General features: G+C 35.5%; 13 protein-coding genes and 1 tRNA gene. 5 read left to right on the top strand and 9 right to left on the bottom strand.

From position 1 onward, the window contains the following. Window position 1: 1 nt before the first annotated feature. The 3 genes from ABWU38_RS08190 to ABWU38_RS08180 all read right to left on the bottom strand — a co-directional run bounded on the left by ABWU38_RS08190 (window position 2) and on the right by ABWU38_RS08180 (window position 6,609). Entirely contained in the window at window positions 2-523 is a 522-nt protein-coding gene (locus tag ABWU38_RS08190) for a cytochrome b (RefSeq protein ID WP_253307207.1), read from the bottom strand. Between the two features lie 1,039 nt (window positions 524-1,562). After that, a complete protein-coding gene (locus ABWU38_RS08185; RefSeq protein ID WP_353272807.1) occupies window positions 1,563-2,195 on the bottom strand; it encodes a collagen-like protein in 633 nt (210 codons plus the stop codon). 820 nt (window positions 2,196-3,015) lie between these two features. Beyond that, a complete protein-coding gene (locus ABWU38_RS08180) occupies window positions 3,016-6,609 on the bottom strand; it encodes a peptidase M2 (RefSeq protein WP_353272806.1) in 3,594 nt (1,197 codons plus the stop codon). A 397-nt stretch (window positions 6,610-7,006) separates the two neighbouring features. Here ABWU38_RS08180 and ABWU38_RS08175 point away from each other — a divergent pair. The 4 genes from ABWU38_RS08175 to ABWU38_RS08160 all read left to right on the top strand — a co-directional run bounded on the left by ABWU38_RS08175 (window position 7,007) and on the right by ABWU38_RS08160 (window position 9,297). Next, window positions 7,007-7,079: transfer RNA gene (locus ABWU38_RS08175), tRNA-Val, on the top strand. Window positions 7,080-7,105: 26 nt separating this feature from the next. Next, window positions 7,106-8,002, top strand: a complete 897-nt coding sequence (locus ABWU38_RS08170; protein WP_264687861.1) for a cation diffusion facilitator family transporter — start codon at window positions 7,106-7,108, stop codon at window positions 8,000-8,002. 52 nt (window positions 8,003-8,054) lie between these two features. Further along, entirely contained in the window at window positions 8,055-8,819 is a 765-nt protein-coding gene (locus ABWU38_RS08165) for a hypothetical protein (RefSeq protein ID WP_353272805.1), read from the top strand. After that, window positions 8,800-9,297: a hypothetical protein gene (locus ABWU38_RS08160; RefSeq protein WP_265016554.1), complete on the top strand. Its 498-nt coding sequence runs from the start codon at window positions 8,800-8,802 to the stop codon at window positions 9,295-9,297. Before ABWU38_RS08165 ends, ABWU38_RS08160 begins: the two co-directional genes overlap by 20 nt. A gap of 1 nt (window position 9,298) precedes the next feature. Here the strand turns inward: ABWU38_RS08160 and plsY are convergent, their stop codons facing one another. The 6 genes from plsY to recA all read right to left on the bottom strand — a co-directional run bounded on the left by plsY (window position 9,299) and on the right by recA (window position 15,421). After that, window positions 9,299-9,874 carry a glycerol-3-phosphate 1-O-acyltransferase PlsY gene (gene plsY, locus ABWU38_RS08155; protein ID WP_253309423.1) on the bottom strand — a complete coding sequence of 192 codons (576 nt, stop codon included), beginning with the start codon at window positions 9,872-9,874 and terminating at the stop codon, window positions 9,299-9,301. Window positions 9,875-9,886: 12 nt separating this feature from the next. After that, window positions 9,887-11,353, bottom strand: a complete 1,467-nt coding sequence (locus ABWU38_RS08150; RefSeq protein ID WP_253309422.1) for an alanine/glycine:cation symporter family protein — start codon at window positions 11,351-11,353, stop codon at window positions 9,887-9,889. 1 nt (window position 11,354) lies between these two features. Then, the gene (locus tag ABWU38_RS08145) at window positions 11,355-12,698 is read right to left on the bottom strand and encodes an alanine/glycine:cation symporter family protein (RefSeq protein WP_353272804.1); all 1,344 of its coding nucleotides are present in this window, start codon (window positions 12,696-12,698) and stop codon (window positions 11,355-11,357) included. Between the two features lie 31 nt (window positions 12,699-12,729). Next, on the bottom strand, window positions 12,730-13,500 hold the full coding sequence (locus tag ABWU38_RS08140; protein ID WP_182183504.1) for a CDP-alcohol phosphatidyltransferase family protein: 771 nt from the start codon (window positions 13,498-13,500) through the stop codon (window positions 12,730-12,732). After that, window positions 13,497-14,189 (bottom strand): phosphatidylserine decarboxylase, encoded by a 693-nt coding sequence (locus ABWU38_RS08135; protein ID WP_253309960.1) that lies wholly within the window; start codon window positions 14,187-14,189, stop codon window positions 13,497-13,499. Before ABWU38_RS08135 ends, ABWU38_RS08140 begins: the two co-directional genes overlap by 4 nt. 164 nt (window positions 14,190-14,353) lie before the next feature. Further along, window positions 14,354-15,421 (bottom strand): recombinase RecA, encoded by a 1,068-nt coding sequence (gene recA, locus ABWU38_RS08130; RefSeq protein ID WP_264687864.1) that lies wholly within the window; start codon window positions 15,419-15,421, stop codon window positions 14,354-14,356. A 141-nt stretch (window positions 15,422-15,562) separates the two neighbouring features. On the opposite strand from recA, the gene truA reads away from it, so the two are divergent. Further along, window positions 15,563-16,300 (top strand): tRNA pseudouridine(38-40) synthase TruA, encoded by a 738-nt coding sequence (gene truA / locus ABWU38_RS08125; protein ID WP_096617503.1) that lies wholly within the window; start codon window positions 15,563-15,565, stop codon window positions 16,298-16,300. Window positions 16,301-16,311 lie beyond the last annotated feature (11 nt).

The following is a 16,311-nucleotide window of genomic DNA, read 5'->3' as shown; positions in this document are numbered from 1 at the left end:
CCTATATCATACGTTTAAAAATGTTTTGCTTATCTATAAATGTGTGTTTCAAAGCGCCAAGTATATGCAAGATTATAAAGAGTACCATAAAACATGCAAGCATCGAATGTAGCTGATTAGCCGTGTTAGCTAGATCTTTGTTTTGATTAATCAACAAAGGGATATGAAAAAAATACTTGATCTTTTTGCCAGAAGCAGAAGACATAACATAGCCAGATAGTGGCATTAGCACCATTAAAGAATATAAACCAAAGTGTACTGTTTTACTTGCATTGATTACAAATCGAGAAAAATTTGCTGGAAGTCGTGGAACATAAGTAAAGACGCGAAAAAATATGCGTACTATGATTAGTCCAAGAATAGTGATACCGCAAGCCTTATGAATAGCGTATATGTTGAACTTAATCTCATTGCTAAGTGGTAAGCTTTTCATATAAAGTCCAGAGCAAAGCATACCAATAATAAAAACAGCCATCAACCAATGGATAACTCTTAAACCTAGGCTATATTTATCGTCTTCCATTTTGATTACCCTAAAGTAGCATTTATATAATAGAAAAACTATTTTTCAATCAAAATTATTAAAGCAATTTAGATTTACCGACAATGTAGCTATACAAATTCGACCCAGCCGGGAGTCAAGTAGCTGGCCGGCACCTAAGCCATAAACGGATTAAATGCAAAACTTCCTTGACAAACTCCGCCAACCCCCTTATTATAGTATTAAGGGTATTTCTGACTCAAAACTTGTTTTTGACCTGCAGGCTCAATGACAAAATTCAGTAAAAAACTTAGGGTATTTTTTGGCGGATTACATAAAATTATAGCGGCTGCATGTCTTTTAAATTTTTTCTACATTCAGCCAAATCGCGCTTATTTTAAGCGTTAGCACATTATTACAGCGCCACTTACAGTAATATAGAGTCAAAACTCGCACCACGGGGCTTCTTTTGCCTTTTTTTTCGTTTGGTAAATTTCTTAATGTTTGTAGCTAAAAGAGCCCAAGAGAGGTGTCATCCCGCTGCTTGTTAGCGGGATCTAGAGATACCGCGGCGGTATGACGTAGAGCTCGCGTTAGCTATGCTTTTATACTCACCAACTTAGTGTCCAATCTGGATCCCAGTGTCAAGCACTGGGATGACAGGAGAAGGAGGCTACTTTCATGACATCATAGAGGCGCTGGGATGACACCCTGACAATCGTCATCCCGCTGCTTGTTAGCGGGATCTAGAGATACCGCGGCGGTATGACGTAGAGCTCGCATTAGCTATGCTTTTATACTCACCAACTTAGTGTCCAATCTGGATCCCAGTGTATGGGCACTGGGATGACATTATAGAGAGGCGCTGGGATGACACCCTGACAATCGTCATCCCGCTGCTTGTTAGCGGGATCTAGAGATACCGTGGCGGTATGGCGTAGAGCTCGCGTTAGCTATGCTTTTATACTCACCAAATAAGTTTGCTTGCTTACAAGCAAACTTTCCTAGATTCCAGCGTCACGCGCTGGAATGACATTGTGGGGTGTTAGGTGTTATCCAAGTAGCGTGACTACTTGCTGTATTACCCAGTCCAATTAAGTGCAGCATCATCACTTGGTGGAATGTCAAAGGACGGTTGTGACATTTCCTCTTGCACAGCTTCTTTAAATTCTGGACTTTTTATATTTATCGCTGCTATATGCTTTTGTAAGGCTTGATCAGCAGCTATTTCAGCAGCTGATGGACTTGTTCCATCTTTACCATCTTTTCCTGGATCCCCTTTCTCTCCTTGTAGGCCTTTCTCTCCTTGTAGGCCTTTCTCTCCTTTCTCTCCTTTTGGGCCTTGAGCTCCATCTGCTCCTTGTAGCCCTTTACCTCCTAAGAACGCCTTTGCTGTTTGGTCATTTGTACCATCATACTTTGCTTTGTCTGAGCTACCAAGAAATTCTCCTAATGTACCCACTAGAACTGATTTATTATTATCTTTTGTACTAAGTAAACTTCCAAGAGCTGTTGCTAAACCATCTACCTTGTACTCTACTGCAGGTTTTTTATCTGGTGTATATTCCAATTTAAGATCATCTCCTGTTACGTCTAAAGTATATTTATTACCCTTCTTATCTGCTAAAGTTATAATTTTAACATGACTTAAATCTGTTGCTGCTGTTCCTACAGCGCTTTCAAATTTTAAACTAGCCGATATATCACCCTCCATTAATTACAAAAACCATAGCATGCATGAAAATAGTATAATTTTCGTTAATGCTAGATTTTACATAAGATTTCCTTGAAACTTTTCATTTTAGAATTCTTCTCTTGTCATCCCACTCCCCTCTCCTGTCATCCCAGTGCATGACACTGGGATCCATTTTTCCATCATCAGAAACGTTGTACTTTAATATAAAACGGCTACTTTTATGCTCATCAACTTAACTAGATCCCAGTGTCTGGGCACTGGGATGACACCGAAGGGGCTACTCGCATGACACCGAAGGGGCTACTTGGATGACAGCTAGCCTGACAACCGTCATCCCGCTACTTGTTAGCGGGATCTAGAGATACCGCTGCGGTATGACGGTTCGCGGTGGTATGACGTAGGACTGCTGTCATCCCGCTACTTGTTAGCGGCTAAGAGATACCGCGAATGAATCGCGGTATGACGTGTGGCTTTGTTGCATCGCTACTTATGAAAGGCTAACTATAGCTAGGATTATAAGCAACCTATTGAAAATCTTGTTTTTTTGCAATCAATCTGATCAAATTTAAGAATAGTAATTTATTATTTATATTAATAAACTTAATTCTATTGAAAATAGCTAAAGCATTGAAATTCTTGAATTTTAGCCGGATTAGTGAGTGGTAGTGAAATTTCTTTTACTCAAATTTAGGTATTCACTGACCGTTCTTGTTATAAATACCAGAATAATAAGCTACTGATATTCTCCATCTTTTTTATCTTTAATCCATCATAGCTAGCGATGCAACAAAGCCATGACGTGTTGCTTGGGTCAGCTATACTTGCCTCCTTGTATGTATTAGATGTAGGCTGAGTTGTGGTCGTGATAAATGTGGTCGCTTGTGTAATCAAACATTTTCACAAAGCCATTCTCTAGATAAAGATTATATTCGTGATGTTGATCTGATAATACAATATTATCTTGCTCCCCTAAATTGAAATGACTTGAATCTGACAGCAATTCGTAATTTGGATTATCTATTTTACTAATGCTGCTTATTACTTTGCCATTACCACTTGATATAGCTAAACTATAACTATCACCATCCTTCATTATTTTGATGGACACCTTATCTTCAGGTAACACTATAAGCTTCTTTGTGCCACTATCGTGGATTACGAATTTGCCTTTTTCAAAATAGTATTTGTCTTCCGGCAAAGCACCAACCTTATATCCTGATTCAGCCAATTTGTGCCAAAACTTTAACACAGATTGCTTTTCTGCTCCTTCCGCTCTATCATACAAGGCTTTCACATCATTATAATCTATGGTTACATTTGCCTTGTGCTTCCCTTCTGAGTCCTGCTCGCGACTCTTTTCTATTTTGAGAATTGTGTCTTTTAATACTACCTGTTCTTGCTCTTTCTCCTCCACTGAAGCTGTTCTTTTCGTTCTTGTTAAACTTTGTGATGGAATTGGCTGATCAGACTGCATTTCACTATTGTCGTTTGATACAGTTCTCTCTTCAGCAGCTTGTGCAATAACATTAGTAGTATTGTGACTTATGTGTGATGTATCAACTTCTGTCTTAGTTTCACTTACTTGCCCTTTTGGACTTTCGGTTTGTTTCTCTTTTGTGAATATTCTCTGATAGTCCGTGTAGCCTCTATTAGTGTCACCGATATCACCATCACCTTGATCGAAAGTTATTTTTTTACTTCCATTCCCCATGTCCTCAATTTCAACTTGAGGAGAAACAGATGCGAGGAAGTCGTTATAACTGTAGTTATAATCAGCAGAAAAGAATATTTTCCCTTTGAAGTTATGGAAATTATTAGATAACATTCCAATTTCTTCATCAGTATCACCATCAAATAGTTTTACTTTAGTGAAATATGCTTGATCTTTTATTCTAACTATTTCACCGCTAGAGTTTCTTTGTATTTGGTAATCATTTGGATCGTACTTTATAGCAAAAAGTTTGCCAGAGCCATATTTCTCTAAGTTTATAAGGCCCACATTTACATGTTTATGGGAATAATCTCTCTTCTCATATTCATGTGCAAATATTGGATCTATATATCTATATTCATCTGGTATGCCATTATACTCTCTCCCTTCAGAATCAGATGGTGCTAACTTATATTGTCCATCCTTTTGCACTAACTTTAGATGAGTAACTTTTTCAGGTAACTCATAGCGCACATTTTTTCCGTGATCATGAATGAACAAGTTACTTCCATTTGTAATTTCACCTCTTTCATTTTTCACCTCTTCGGTAATATAAAAGCCCATATTTTTGAATTCATGTAAGCGCTCGTCTCCTTGCTTTACAACCGCTTCGTATACATCGTCGTCTGTCCTATCTGTTCCCTTATTATCCAGTAATTTTCCTTTTTCCACGATTACTCCATTTGCCTTTTGCTCATCAGAATATTGTGCATGCTTTGAATCCTGATGATTCAAAATTTTGGTACCTCTAAGGAGCAGAGAATCTAAATCTTTTTGGATGTGTCCAGTGCTAGGATGCAACAATTCATTTTCATGTAAATGTGCTTCATCAAAGTATTCATCGCGTTCAACTGTTCTGCCATCTATCAGAGAAGCTTTATAATGACCATTTTCTTTTGTAACCGCCATATAAGCACCACCATCATATTGAACATTTAAGTTGTGCAATATGTCCTCAAAAACAAAAGTTTCTTTAGTTTGGCCTTCAACTTGCTTAAAAAATCCTGATTCGCTCAATAATTCTCCAAGCTTTGTATTTCCGTCATATATAGACAGTGCACCCATATCTCCTTGACCATGAGCTTGCATAGAAAAAATCTTACCTTCTTGTAGATTAATGTGAGTACCTCTGATTAAGTTTGGATCGATATTGATCATCTCTTCTAACATCTTTTCTACATCGATGTTCTTAGTCGCTTTTACTTGTTCTAAGCCAGTGTTTATGGTTTTATCAAGCAAGGTACTTTTTAAATTTTCATACTTATCTAGTATTGCATCTTTCAGTTGTGTATATTTGTCTTGTGTAGCACTATATAATCTCTTATCTTCATTACAATAATTAGTGCTGGCTGAATTGCATTTTTCTACAAATTTCTCATAAGAGATCTCTCCTCTTTTGTGTTGCTCGTATGCATCATGATGCTGTGTTTCTTCCTGTTCACGCAGGCCTTTCAACACATCATCATATTCTATATCCTTCTGCTTATCTAAGTCTTCTAGCTCGCTCGCACGTGTTTTTTCTAAGTCTTCTTTCCCATTAGAGTAAGATTTTCTTAGATCTTCACCATATTTTGATAGCATCCTTAAAGCTTGCATTTTATACTCTTGACTGTTTTGATATTCATTACCTTGTTGGTCAGAGTAAGTCAGCTTAACCTGCCCATCAGCAGTTTTTACTGCCTTTAAGAAATGATATTCCTTTGATATATCGAGGTTATCATTTGTTGCCCTATTAACAGCACGAGCATAATCATAAAACGACACATGTTCTACAGGAGAAAAACTTCCAACGTTTTCTCCATCTATTTTTTCTATATTTGCTTTATAGTAGGATATGTTTTTAATTTCTCCACCAACTATTTCTTGACCAGTTGCTATAAAATCTCCTTTTGTAACTTGTAGGGCATTAATTTCTTCCATAGCAGTTTCTGTATCATTCTCAGCAAGCCAACTTTTGAAGTCAGCATCATGTCCTTTTATGTCTTTCAAGAAACTTTTTGACTCATCTGAGTTACCTTGACGTAAAGCATCTAGGTAGTCTCTTAATAAACTAGGATCTTTTTCCTGTAAGTACATTATCAACGCATGACCTGTTTTATAAACCAGGCTATTTGCTTCGCTGTCCTTTGAATATTCTAAACTTAAAATTTTATCTAAATCCAAATTTGCAGCTTCAGTTTTATCGATACTTGATCCTTGAGAATTGAATTTATGATCTGAGTGATGCTCAAAGTAATCTGCAATTCCTTCCATTAATACTGTAGGTAGGTGCTTACCTCCTGTAGCCAAGTAAGTTAAACCATGTGCAAATTCATGCTGAAGGTTATGAACGCCACCTTGCTGATAGACATACATTTCAGCAAAAACATCAGCTTCCCCTTTGTAGTAACATTTACCACCCTCATCTCCAAGGTAAGAACCGAAACGCTCGCTTCCGCCAAGGTGAGTGTAATCATCCTTGTCATCAAACATATAAATTTTAAATGTTTGTTCTGAGTTGCTGTGTTCTAACTTGAATGTATCTTTAAAACTAGTAGCTGTTTCTTTTATCTCACTTTCAATTGTTGCAATTTTACTTGCTCTTAAATTATGAGAATAAACTTCTACTTTAATATTTAAATCTTTAACTTCTACAACATGTGGCGAATTAAACCCTTTGCCGTTATTGTTAAAGTATTCTTCTTTAGTTATATTTTTATTTATTTGTTGATTGATTGTCATAATTCTAACCTCTAATTTATTAACTCTTCAAATATAAGGTGATCTCTACTAAAAAAGTGTGAATTTTCATATTGGTATAATCTATATCTTAGTGAAGAAATATAAGTAATTAATTTAATATGAACAATATAAGATATAGCTATAACTAAAGCAATTTAGATTTACCGATAATTTGGTAAGCTATGAACTCGTCATTCCGCTACGTGTTAGCGGAATCTATGCTGAGATACCGCGAATGAATCGCGGTATGACGTAGGAAAACCTGACCTGCACTAGCTATAGGCTCTATAGCTTGACCACAAAAAAAATCTAAATTCTAACGTTACATTAGGATAGGGTAAGAATTTAAAAGCAAATTGACTTTCATTCCACCAAAGCACTATACTAAAACCACGATGGGTAATTAGCTCAGTTGGTAGAGCACTTGCTTGACGTGCAAGCGGTCGCTGGTTCGAACCCAGTGTTACCCACGTTTTTGTTCATGAAAAGATTTTATATGACAGCAGTGCATAACGGCAAACACTCAGCAGCACAGTCCAAGCGCTTAATCTATTCCATAATAATAGTTGCGATAACAATGTTTATGGAAATAGTAGGTGGAATAATTTCACATTCGCTTGCTCTACTATCAGATGCAGGGCATATGCTCACTGACCTCTTTGCCTTAGTTTTAAGCTGGTTAGCACACAAATTTTCAGCTAAGAAATCTGATTTGCAAAGATCATACGGGTATCATCGGTTGCAGATAATTGCAGCATTTGTTAATGGTTTAACTTTATTCTTCATTGCAGTAATCATTATAATTGAGTCAATAAAAAGATTTATTTTTCCGGTAAATGTTGAGTGGAAAGTAATGTTAGTAATTGCTACACTTGGCCTGATCTCTAATATTATAGTCTTTTTTATATTACATAGTAAATGCGAGAGCAATATAAACATAAAAAGTGCTGTACTACACGTTATAGGAGATATTTTAGGTTCTGTAGCTGCTATACTTGCATCCATAATTATCATGTTTACTGGATGGCAAATGGTGGATCCGATTTTATCGGTATTTGTCAGTATAATCATTTTGAATAGTGGCTACAAAATTCTAAAGAATTCTTGCCACATACTTCTTGAAGGCACACCTGAAGGGATATCTACTGAGGAAATAAAAAGTAAGATCACATCAGAATTATCTGAAGTGATAGATGTGCACCACATACATGCATGGTCACTGTCTGATAATTATTTTATAATTACCATGCATGCCAAAGTAAAGCAAGATGCACAACACACTGATATTTTGTATGAGATAAAAAAAATACTACTAAATAGGTTCGAGATAGCACACTCTACAGTCGAGATCGAATACGATGAGTGTGCGGATAATAAGATACTTAAACATTGACGTTTTAAATTACTATGCTATTACTAGAGCGTAATGATGTTGAAGGTAAGCTATGATAGGTATCTCTCAAATACAATTTCCTCGCAGTGGTTCCAGTAAAGTTAGAATTGCTCTCTATTTATCTTTTTATTATGCGTTAACTATAGTAACCATTCCTACTTCGATAATAGCTAGCTTAGTATCTACTCTATATGATACAGAAATTAAAACATTTCTTGGATATAAAAAAATAAAAGGTGGGGAAAAAATAAGTAATAAAGAATATTGGAAAATATTTGGTCAAGGTAACATAATCAAGTCAATCGCAGTTTCATGTATTGCTGGGCTAACAATTTATTATTTTTTCTCTAAGTCTTTAATATTAGCTTGGCTGCTGGCGCCGATACCGTTGGCAATTGGAATAATCCTATTGCAGCCCGAAACAAGGCCAGCAACACTTAACCCTATAGCCTTACTTAAAGCTTCATTAAAGCTACTTTCCGATGGTTTGTATGAGAATTTAGTTGGTACAAAAAATGTAATAAATGCTATGAAAGAACATATGATGCCTCATATGGCAAATGATAGCATTATTGACAGTATTAATACACTAAAAGATAAATATGGTGAGAAGATACCAGAACCTAATGGTGTTATACATAATGATGAATTTGTTAAGTTTATTAAGTTCGTAGAAGGGGAAAAAGAGCTTGGAAACAATAATAAAAAAGAATTTATTAACTTTCTTAATGAATGGTGCAATAATGATGAACAAGTTCATGTTTCTGGACTCATGGGGGGGGGGGCAAATTTTATATTTGGTTCTAAAGGCTTGTAATAGTGGAGATAGTGAATCAGTTGCAGTAAAAAGGCAAGAGTTAGTAAAGTCTTTAATGTATGCCATGAACTATGCTAAAGGAACAATTGTTCCTGAAACCTGCTTTACTGGTATTATTGGTGCAATGTTAAAGTCATTAGAAGGAATACACCCTGGTATTAGAGTAGAATACCTTGTAGAAGATAGAATTGGAATATGTGCAGAAGATGAGGCATGTGAGTTTATTAAGAAAGAGCTGCAAAAAAAGAAGAATCATAAAGAAATCCTCAATGCCTGGGATAAGTCAGATGATAGCAGTAACCAAATAACTTCTAATTTTATTCAAGAAATCAAGATACCTTTAATGAGAAATTTGTTTAGCTTGGATTGTAGTGAACAGAATGTAGTAGATACAATAGAAAATCTTGAATATATTAATCCAGGAAAATTAACCGACCCAAACATCGATAATATAAGAAGCAACAGGGTCAGCACATGAATTATAAAAATTTATGTTCCTTGCCTTGCAGAAGATTCATAATATTCTTGTAGTGCTTGAGAAAAACTAGTGTTCCTATAACTAGTAATGTTAAGAACAAATTCCTCTGAAAAAAAAAGGACCATGCTACAACCGTTGAAGTAGCAGTCAAAGAAGCAAGAGAAGAGTATCTAAAGATAAAAAATACCACTATCCAGGCAAATATAAACACTAATGCCACAGGTATGTTAAACGCTATCAACACTCCCAGAGTTGTTGCAACTCCTTTACCTCCTTTAAATTTTAGCCAAATAGGAAACATGTGCCCTAAAACTGCTAAAATTGCAGATACATATATATAAAAATCGTTATTATCACAAAATTGTTGTGCTATATAAACTGCGATGAATCCTTTTAAGGAATCCAGAAGTAATGCCAGAGCAGCAAGACATTTATTTCCTGTTCTTGCAACGTTTGTAGCGCCAATGTTTCCTGAACCTACTTCTCTTAAGTTTATCCCTTTTATTTTTGTAATGATTAAGCTAAACGGTATTGAACCTAATATGTAGGATAGTATAAGGACTACATGCTTTTCCATTATACCAAGAACCTAATTAATTTTATTATTCCTCAGCCTTTTTAGGTAGCACTGAACTTCATCGTTAATCTGATTACTAAACAGTATAAGCGCTGTCATATTGATGAGAGCTAAACAAGAGAACAAAGTTCCACCGATATTGGCAATAGCCATTATATCTTTAGAAAGAGCAGAAAAAAACGCTACAATTATTACTGCTATGCGATATATCACTATACTTTTTGCACCGAATAAATATAGCCACCCCATTTCACAACAATATACAAACGAAATTACTGAAGAAAATGCAAACAAAGGTGCAGCTATGGTTAAAAGTATAGGAAACCATGAAGAAACAGTTTCAAATGCCTTTTGAGTGATTAATATCCCTTCACCAACACTAGTCTGGTATGCACCTGTTATTACTATCGTTATTCCAGTTAAACAGCAAGTGAGCATTGTATCAAAACACGGTTCTATCATAGCAACAAGCCCAGTTCTTACTGGTTCTTCATCTTTAGTTGTTGCATGAGTAATTGCAGCAGAGCCGACACCAGCTTCGCTGGCAAAAATTGCTCTTTGAATTCCAGCAACAAATGCTCCTACCATCCCTCCGCCAACAGCATTAAAATCTATCATGCTGGAAAATAATATCTTAAATGTGTGACCAAGATTGTGGATATTAAATCCAATAATAATAAGGCAGCTACATATATATATGAGTGACATAATAGGCACTAGTGCAGAAGATACTCTAGCTATCCTTTTAATTCCGCCAATAATCACTAGAGCAAGCAGCGCAGAGATTATGGAAGAAAGAAACCAAGAGTGACCATCTACCCAACTTGAATAGCCAGATAATATTGAAACCATTTGGTTGGTTTGAAACGCTACACTTCCACCAAGACCTGATAATACAAAGAATACTGCATATATTGCAGCTAAAACAATACCAAGTTTTTTAAATCCAAATTCCTCCAGACCATTCCTTATATACTGAAAGGGACCACTAAACAATTGCTCCTGATCTTCTGTTCTATGTCTAAATGCTAAAGTCACTTCGGCAAATTTTGCTGACATACCAAAAAAACCTGTAATCATCATCCAAGGCACCGCTCCTGGCCCTCCCATTGAAACTGCAATTGCGACTCCAGCAACAGTTCCAAGGCCTACTGTGCTTGAAAGTGCAGTCATAAATGCCTGAAAATGCGTAATATGACCATCATGGTGATTCGTGTCATATTTTCCACATAAAATAGCAAACGCATGCTTAAACATTCTTATGTTGAGAAATCCAAAACGTAATGTTAGAAACACATAACCAAAAGCTAGTAGAAAGATTATAAATGGCACGTAAAGGATTTTGAAAAACAGCACTTCATTCATGAAGTTATTTATTCCATTCAACACAGCATCATAACTTTCATAAAAACCTGAAGCAGCGTACACATCATTAAACAATAGGCAAAATAACACCATACAAAGTAATCTATAAATCATGTTAATACCCTTTAGAATTGTAATAAGAATCTATTGTATTCAAAACTTCCCTTCTTAGTAGATATATTGCAACAGCATTTGGAATCATAAGGCACATGAACAAACTGTCGCCTAGGTAAGATATAAATTCTATATTTTTTGACATACAACTGATATATACTGAAACCACTATAAGAATTTGGAACGGTATCAGTATTTTTTTATTACCAAATAAATACAGCAGAGCAACTTCACAGTAGTAACAATAAGCTATTATTGTAGAAAATGCAAAGGAAAACATCATTAGCGGAAAAACTAACTTGCTGAACAAGGGCAAAACTGTTGAAAATACCGAACTAATTAGTGTAATATTACCCACGTTATCAGTGCTATGCATACCAGTAATAATTATCACGATACCAGTCAAAAATGAGATTAGTATTGTGTCTATAAGTGGTGCAATCATTGCAACGCATCCAACTTTAATTGGATCTTCTTCTTTTACAGCTGAATGTGCTATAGCTGCTGTTCCGGTACCTGCTTCGTTAGCAAACACTGATCTTCTCACTCCTGCTATTAATCCGCTCAATACTCCGCCTCCTATAGCTGATTTATTGAAGATGTCTTGGAATATTATGGATAGAGCATTCAGCAAATTACTTCTGTTTACATAAATTAAATATATACACATACCCATATATAGCACTATCATAATTGGTGCTAAGCTCGTTGAAACGAAAGCAATGCGCTTTATTCCTCCCAATATTACAATAAAGACAAGCAGGGATATAATAATAGATGCGTTGTATTCGAAGAGGTTATTTGACAATGCTGCTATCTGATTCGCTTGAAATGGTATACCGCCCAAAATCATTGCAATAAGTAGCATAATCGCGTAAGTAAAGGCAAGAAATCTACCAGTTTTTGCAAATCCAATTTTTGCAAGCCCGTACTTCATGTAATAAAAAGCCCCGCCAGTTGCATTTTCAGAGCGATAGGTGAATGCAAGCACCACCTCGGCAAACTTTATCGACATACCAAGTATTCCGGTAATTACCATCCAAAAAACTGCACTTGGGCCCCCTATTGTGATAGCTATTGCAACTCCTGATATTGTTCCAAGACCAACTGTTCCTGAAATTACTGTTGCAAACGCTTGAATATGAGTGATTATGCCATTGTTATTGTTATTACACTTTAGATTGAATAGCGTCTGTATTCCATGCTTGAACAATCTAAAGTTAGTGAATTTGAATTGGATGGTACAAAAAACCCCAGTTGCAATTACCCAAATAATTATAAATGGAATGTTGAATATCTTTATGTACAGAAATGAATTTAACAGTTCACTTATTTTTACAATCATGCTGCTCACTACTTTTTATTACAACTTATAGCTAACGAGCTTTATACGAGTAATATATATAAAGCCCAGTGCTTACTGGAATAGTAAGTACATACACTACACCTAAAATTGGTAGCGTCATCCAGGGCTTACTGATGAAAAATATAATAAGTACTCCAAAAAATGACACAAATATATAGGATAGGCTTTTGGGAACATAAATATATTTTGCAGAGAAGGTTGGAATGTGACTTATCGAAAAAAATGAAATGGCCAGAAAGTAACAAGCTACGTTTCTTGTGTTAAAAAATCGCTCTATGAGAAGTAAGTATTCACTCTCATGAGATTGAAAGGTAATAATTATTGGTAACAAAGAAAGTAAAGCACACACTGGAGCTGGAACACCAGAAAAGAAAAATTTTTCCCAGTGTGATTGTTCTGAGTGTAGCGAAACATTAAATCTTGCAAGTCTTATTGATATGCAGATTACGTATATCATTACTAAAATCCAACCTATGACTTTGATTTCGTTTAGCTTCCAAAAATACAAAAGAAATGCAGGCGCTGCACCAAAATTTAGAAAATCTGCAAAAGAATCAAGCTGGGCTCCAAAATCGCTAGTTGATTTTAGAATTCTAGCTATTCTGCCATCCATTCCATCTATTATTGCTGCAATGATGATAAAAATTACTGAGAATTCCCATTGTTCATTAAATGTAAATTTAAGTGAAGTGAGACCAGAACATAAACCCAATAAAGTTATAAAGTTTGGGAATAATTTAGTAATAGGTAAGAATCTACTGTTACTTCCATCGTTATTCATATAACGTCAAAAGTAAGCTTCTCTTGAACGTTTTCCTTATTTAAGTTTGCTATAATTGTTTCACCACCAATAACAGTTTGCCCTTCTGAAACTCTGACTTCTATATCAGCAGGAACATAAATATTCACTCTACTACCAAATCTTATAATTCCAAACCTTTCACCTGCTTTCACATTCTGGGATACTCCTAAATTACAAACGATACGACGTGCAATTAATCCAGCTATTTGCTCCACAATAATTTCTTTTCCCTTTTCGTATTCAATCACAATAACCTGCTTTTCATTTTCATTACTAGACCTATTGCTCATTGCGGATACAAACTTGCCTTTTTTATAATTCATTTCCTTTATCGTACCAGATATTGGTATACGGTTCACATGGACGTTCAAAACACTTAAAAATATGCTAACAAGCGTGAACTTCTTCTCTTCTCCATTTTCTGCCGATAAAGGATAATTAACTTCTTCAATTTTTGAAATCACACCATCAGCAGGACTTAATATAAGATCCTTGTTGTTTGGCACAGCTCTTGTTGGATCGCGAAAGAAATAAGTACACAATAATGTCGGAAACAAGCACGTAACACCAAACCCCCAAGATATAGAGAATGCTATACACGTTACTATAAAGGCAACGACTATAAATAAATAACCTTCCCTGTTTATATTAGGTAAACTAAAACACATAATCTTATTCACAATAACCTATTGTTAACAATTTATCATTTATAATTTCTCATGAAAAGCTTTTTTTAACTGCTTCAGCAAAGTCCTCTTGATACAAGGTAACATTACAGATTAGCACACACCGTCATACTGTAACAACCCATCCAACACAAACTAAGTTTAGATCAGAACACTGATTCTTCTAAAAGTTGCTCACTATCCTCGTCTATTATAATAGAATTATCATGATTTCTGAGTAAATCTCTGATTTTCATTTCTATTTCATTTGCGACTTCTTTGTTTGTTTTTAGGTAAGTTTTTACATTCTCTCTTCCTTGTCCAAGACGTGTATTGTTATATGAATAGTAAGCACCTGCTTTTTCAAGCACACCAAGCTTTGCTCCCATATCTATTATTTCTCCGAGTTTTGATATACCTTCATTGTACATTATATCAAATTTCGCTTCTCTAAATGGAGGAGCAACTTTATTTTTTACAACTTTAACTCTTGTTTCATTGCCTGTAATATTTTCTTTGTCTTTTATTACACCAACTTTTCTTATGTCAAGCCTTACAGAAGTATAGAATTTTAATGCATTTCCACCCGTGGTAGTTTCAGGATTTCCATACACTACTCCTATTTTCATACGAATTTGATTAATAAATATCAATATACAGTTCGCTTTTGAAACGGCAGAGGTTAGCTTTCGTAGCCCGTGACTTAGAAGCCTTGCTTGCAGCCCCATATGTTGATCACCCATATCACCTTCAATTTCAGCTCTTGGAGTTAACGCTGCAACAGAGTCAATAACTATCACATCAACCGCACCAGAACACACTAAGTACTCAACAATGTGTAATGCTTGTTCCCCAGTGTCTGGTTGCGAAATTACTAAATCATCAGTGCTTACCCCAAGTTTACGAGCATATAAGACATCCAATGCATGTTCTGCATCGATAAATGCGCATGATCCTCCTTTTTTTTGTGCTTCAGCAATCACGTGCAAGGCAAGAGTGGTTTTACCAGAACTCTCGGGACCAAATATTTCAATTATACGTCCTTTTGGCAGACCTCCAACACCTAGAGCCGAATCAAGCGCAATTGATCCTGTGGATATTGTGTCTATTTTCTCTACAGGGTTTTGCTTCAACTTCATTATTGCACCTTTACCAAATGCTTTTTCAATCTGGCTTATTGCGTTATCTAATGCTTTTTGCTTATCATTATTTCTTTCTTCTGAGTTGTTTGCCATGGATCATTTATTAACTTGTATAACTTCCATGATAATCAAACGTGAACAACCTGCCAAGGGTTTTTTAATAACGAAGAACGTTATCGTAGAAAAATTAGCTACCTAAATTATATTAAGATAGAAAGTTAGATAGACTCTGCAGTGCGATACAAAATAACGATAGAATACAATGGTAGTAGTTTCTCTGGCTGGCAGAAGCAGCAACATTCTGCTAATTCAATCCAGGAAGCCATAGAAAATGCTATATTTAATTTTAGTGGTGAGAAAGTTACTTTGTACTGCGGTGGCAGGACTGATGCAGGGGTTCATGCTTTAGGACAAATTGCTCATTTTGATATGGAAAAGGAATTTGAGCTTTATAGAATAAGAAACGCAATAAATTATCATTTAAAATCAATTCCCATAGTTGTACTGAATGCAGAAGTTGTAGATGATGCGTTTCACGCACGGTTTTCAGCAAAAAAAAGATATTACGAATACAGAATAGTTAATCGCTATGCTCCTGCCGCTCTGGAGACAGGTTATGTATGGCAAGTGTTTAACCCACTTGATGTAAATATTATGCGTGAAGCTGCTAAACATCTACTTGGAAAACATGACTTTTCAAGTTTTCGTTCAAAAGATTGTCAAGCCGCAAATCCGATGAGAACAATTGATGATATCGATATAATACAAAATGGGAATCATATACACATCAAAATATCTGCTATTTCCTTTTTACATAACCAAGTGAGGATCATTGTGGGTACTTTAGTTGAATTTGGAAAAAATAGAACTAATCCACAAGAAATGCTAAATATATTAAACCAATGCAAAAGAAATGCAGCTGGAGTTACTGCACCACCTTTTGGCTTATATTTGGTAAAGATAGATTACTAATTTAATAAAAA

It is taken from the genome of Wolbachia endosymbiont (group A) of Urophora cardui (assembly GCF_964028435.1).
Classification (GTDB): Bacteria; Pseudomonadota; Alphaproteobacteria; order Rickettsiales; family Anaplasmataceae; genus Wolbachia.
Note: the sequence above shows the minus strand (reverse complement) of the source record. Positions and strands in the feature narration are given on the sequence as shown.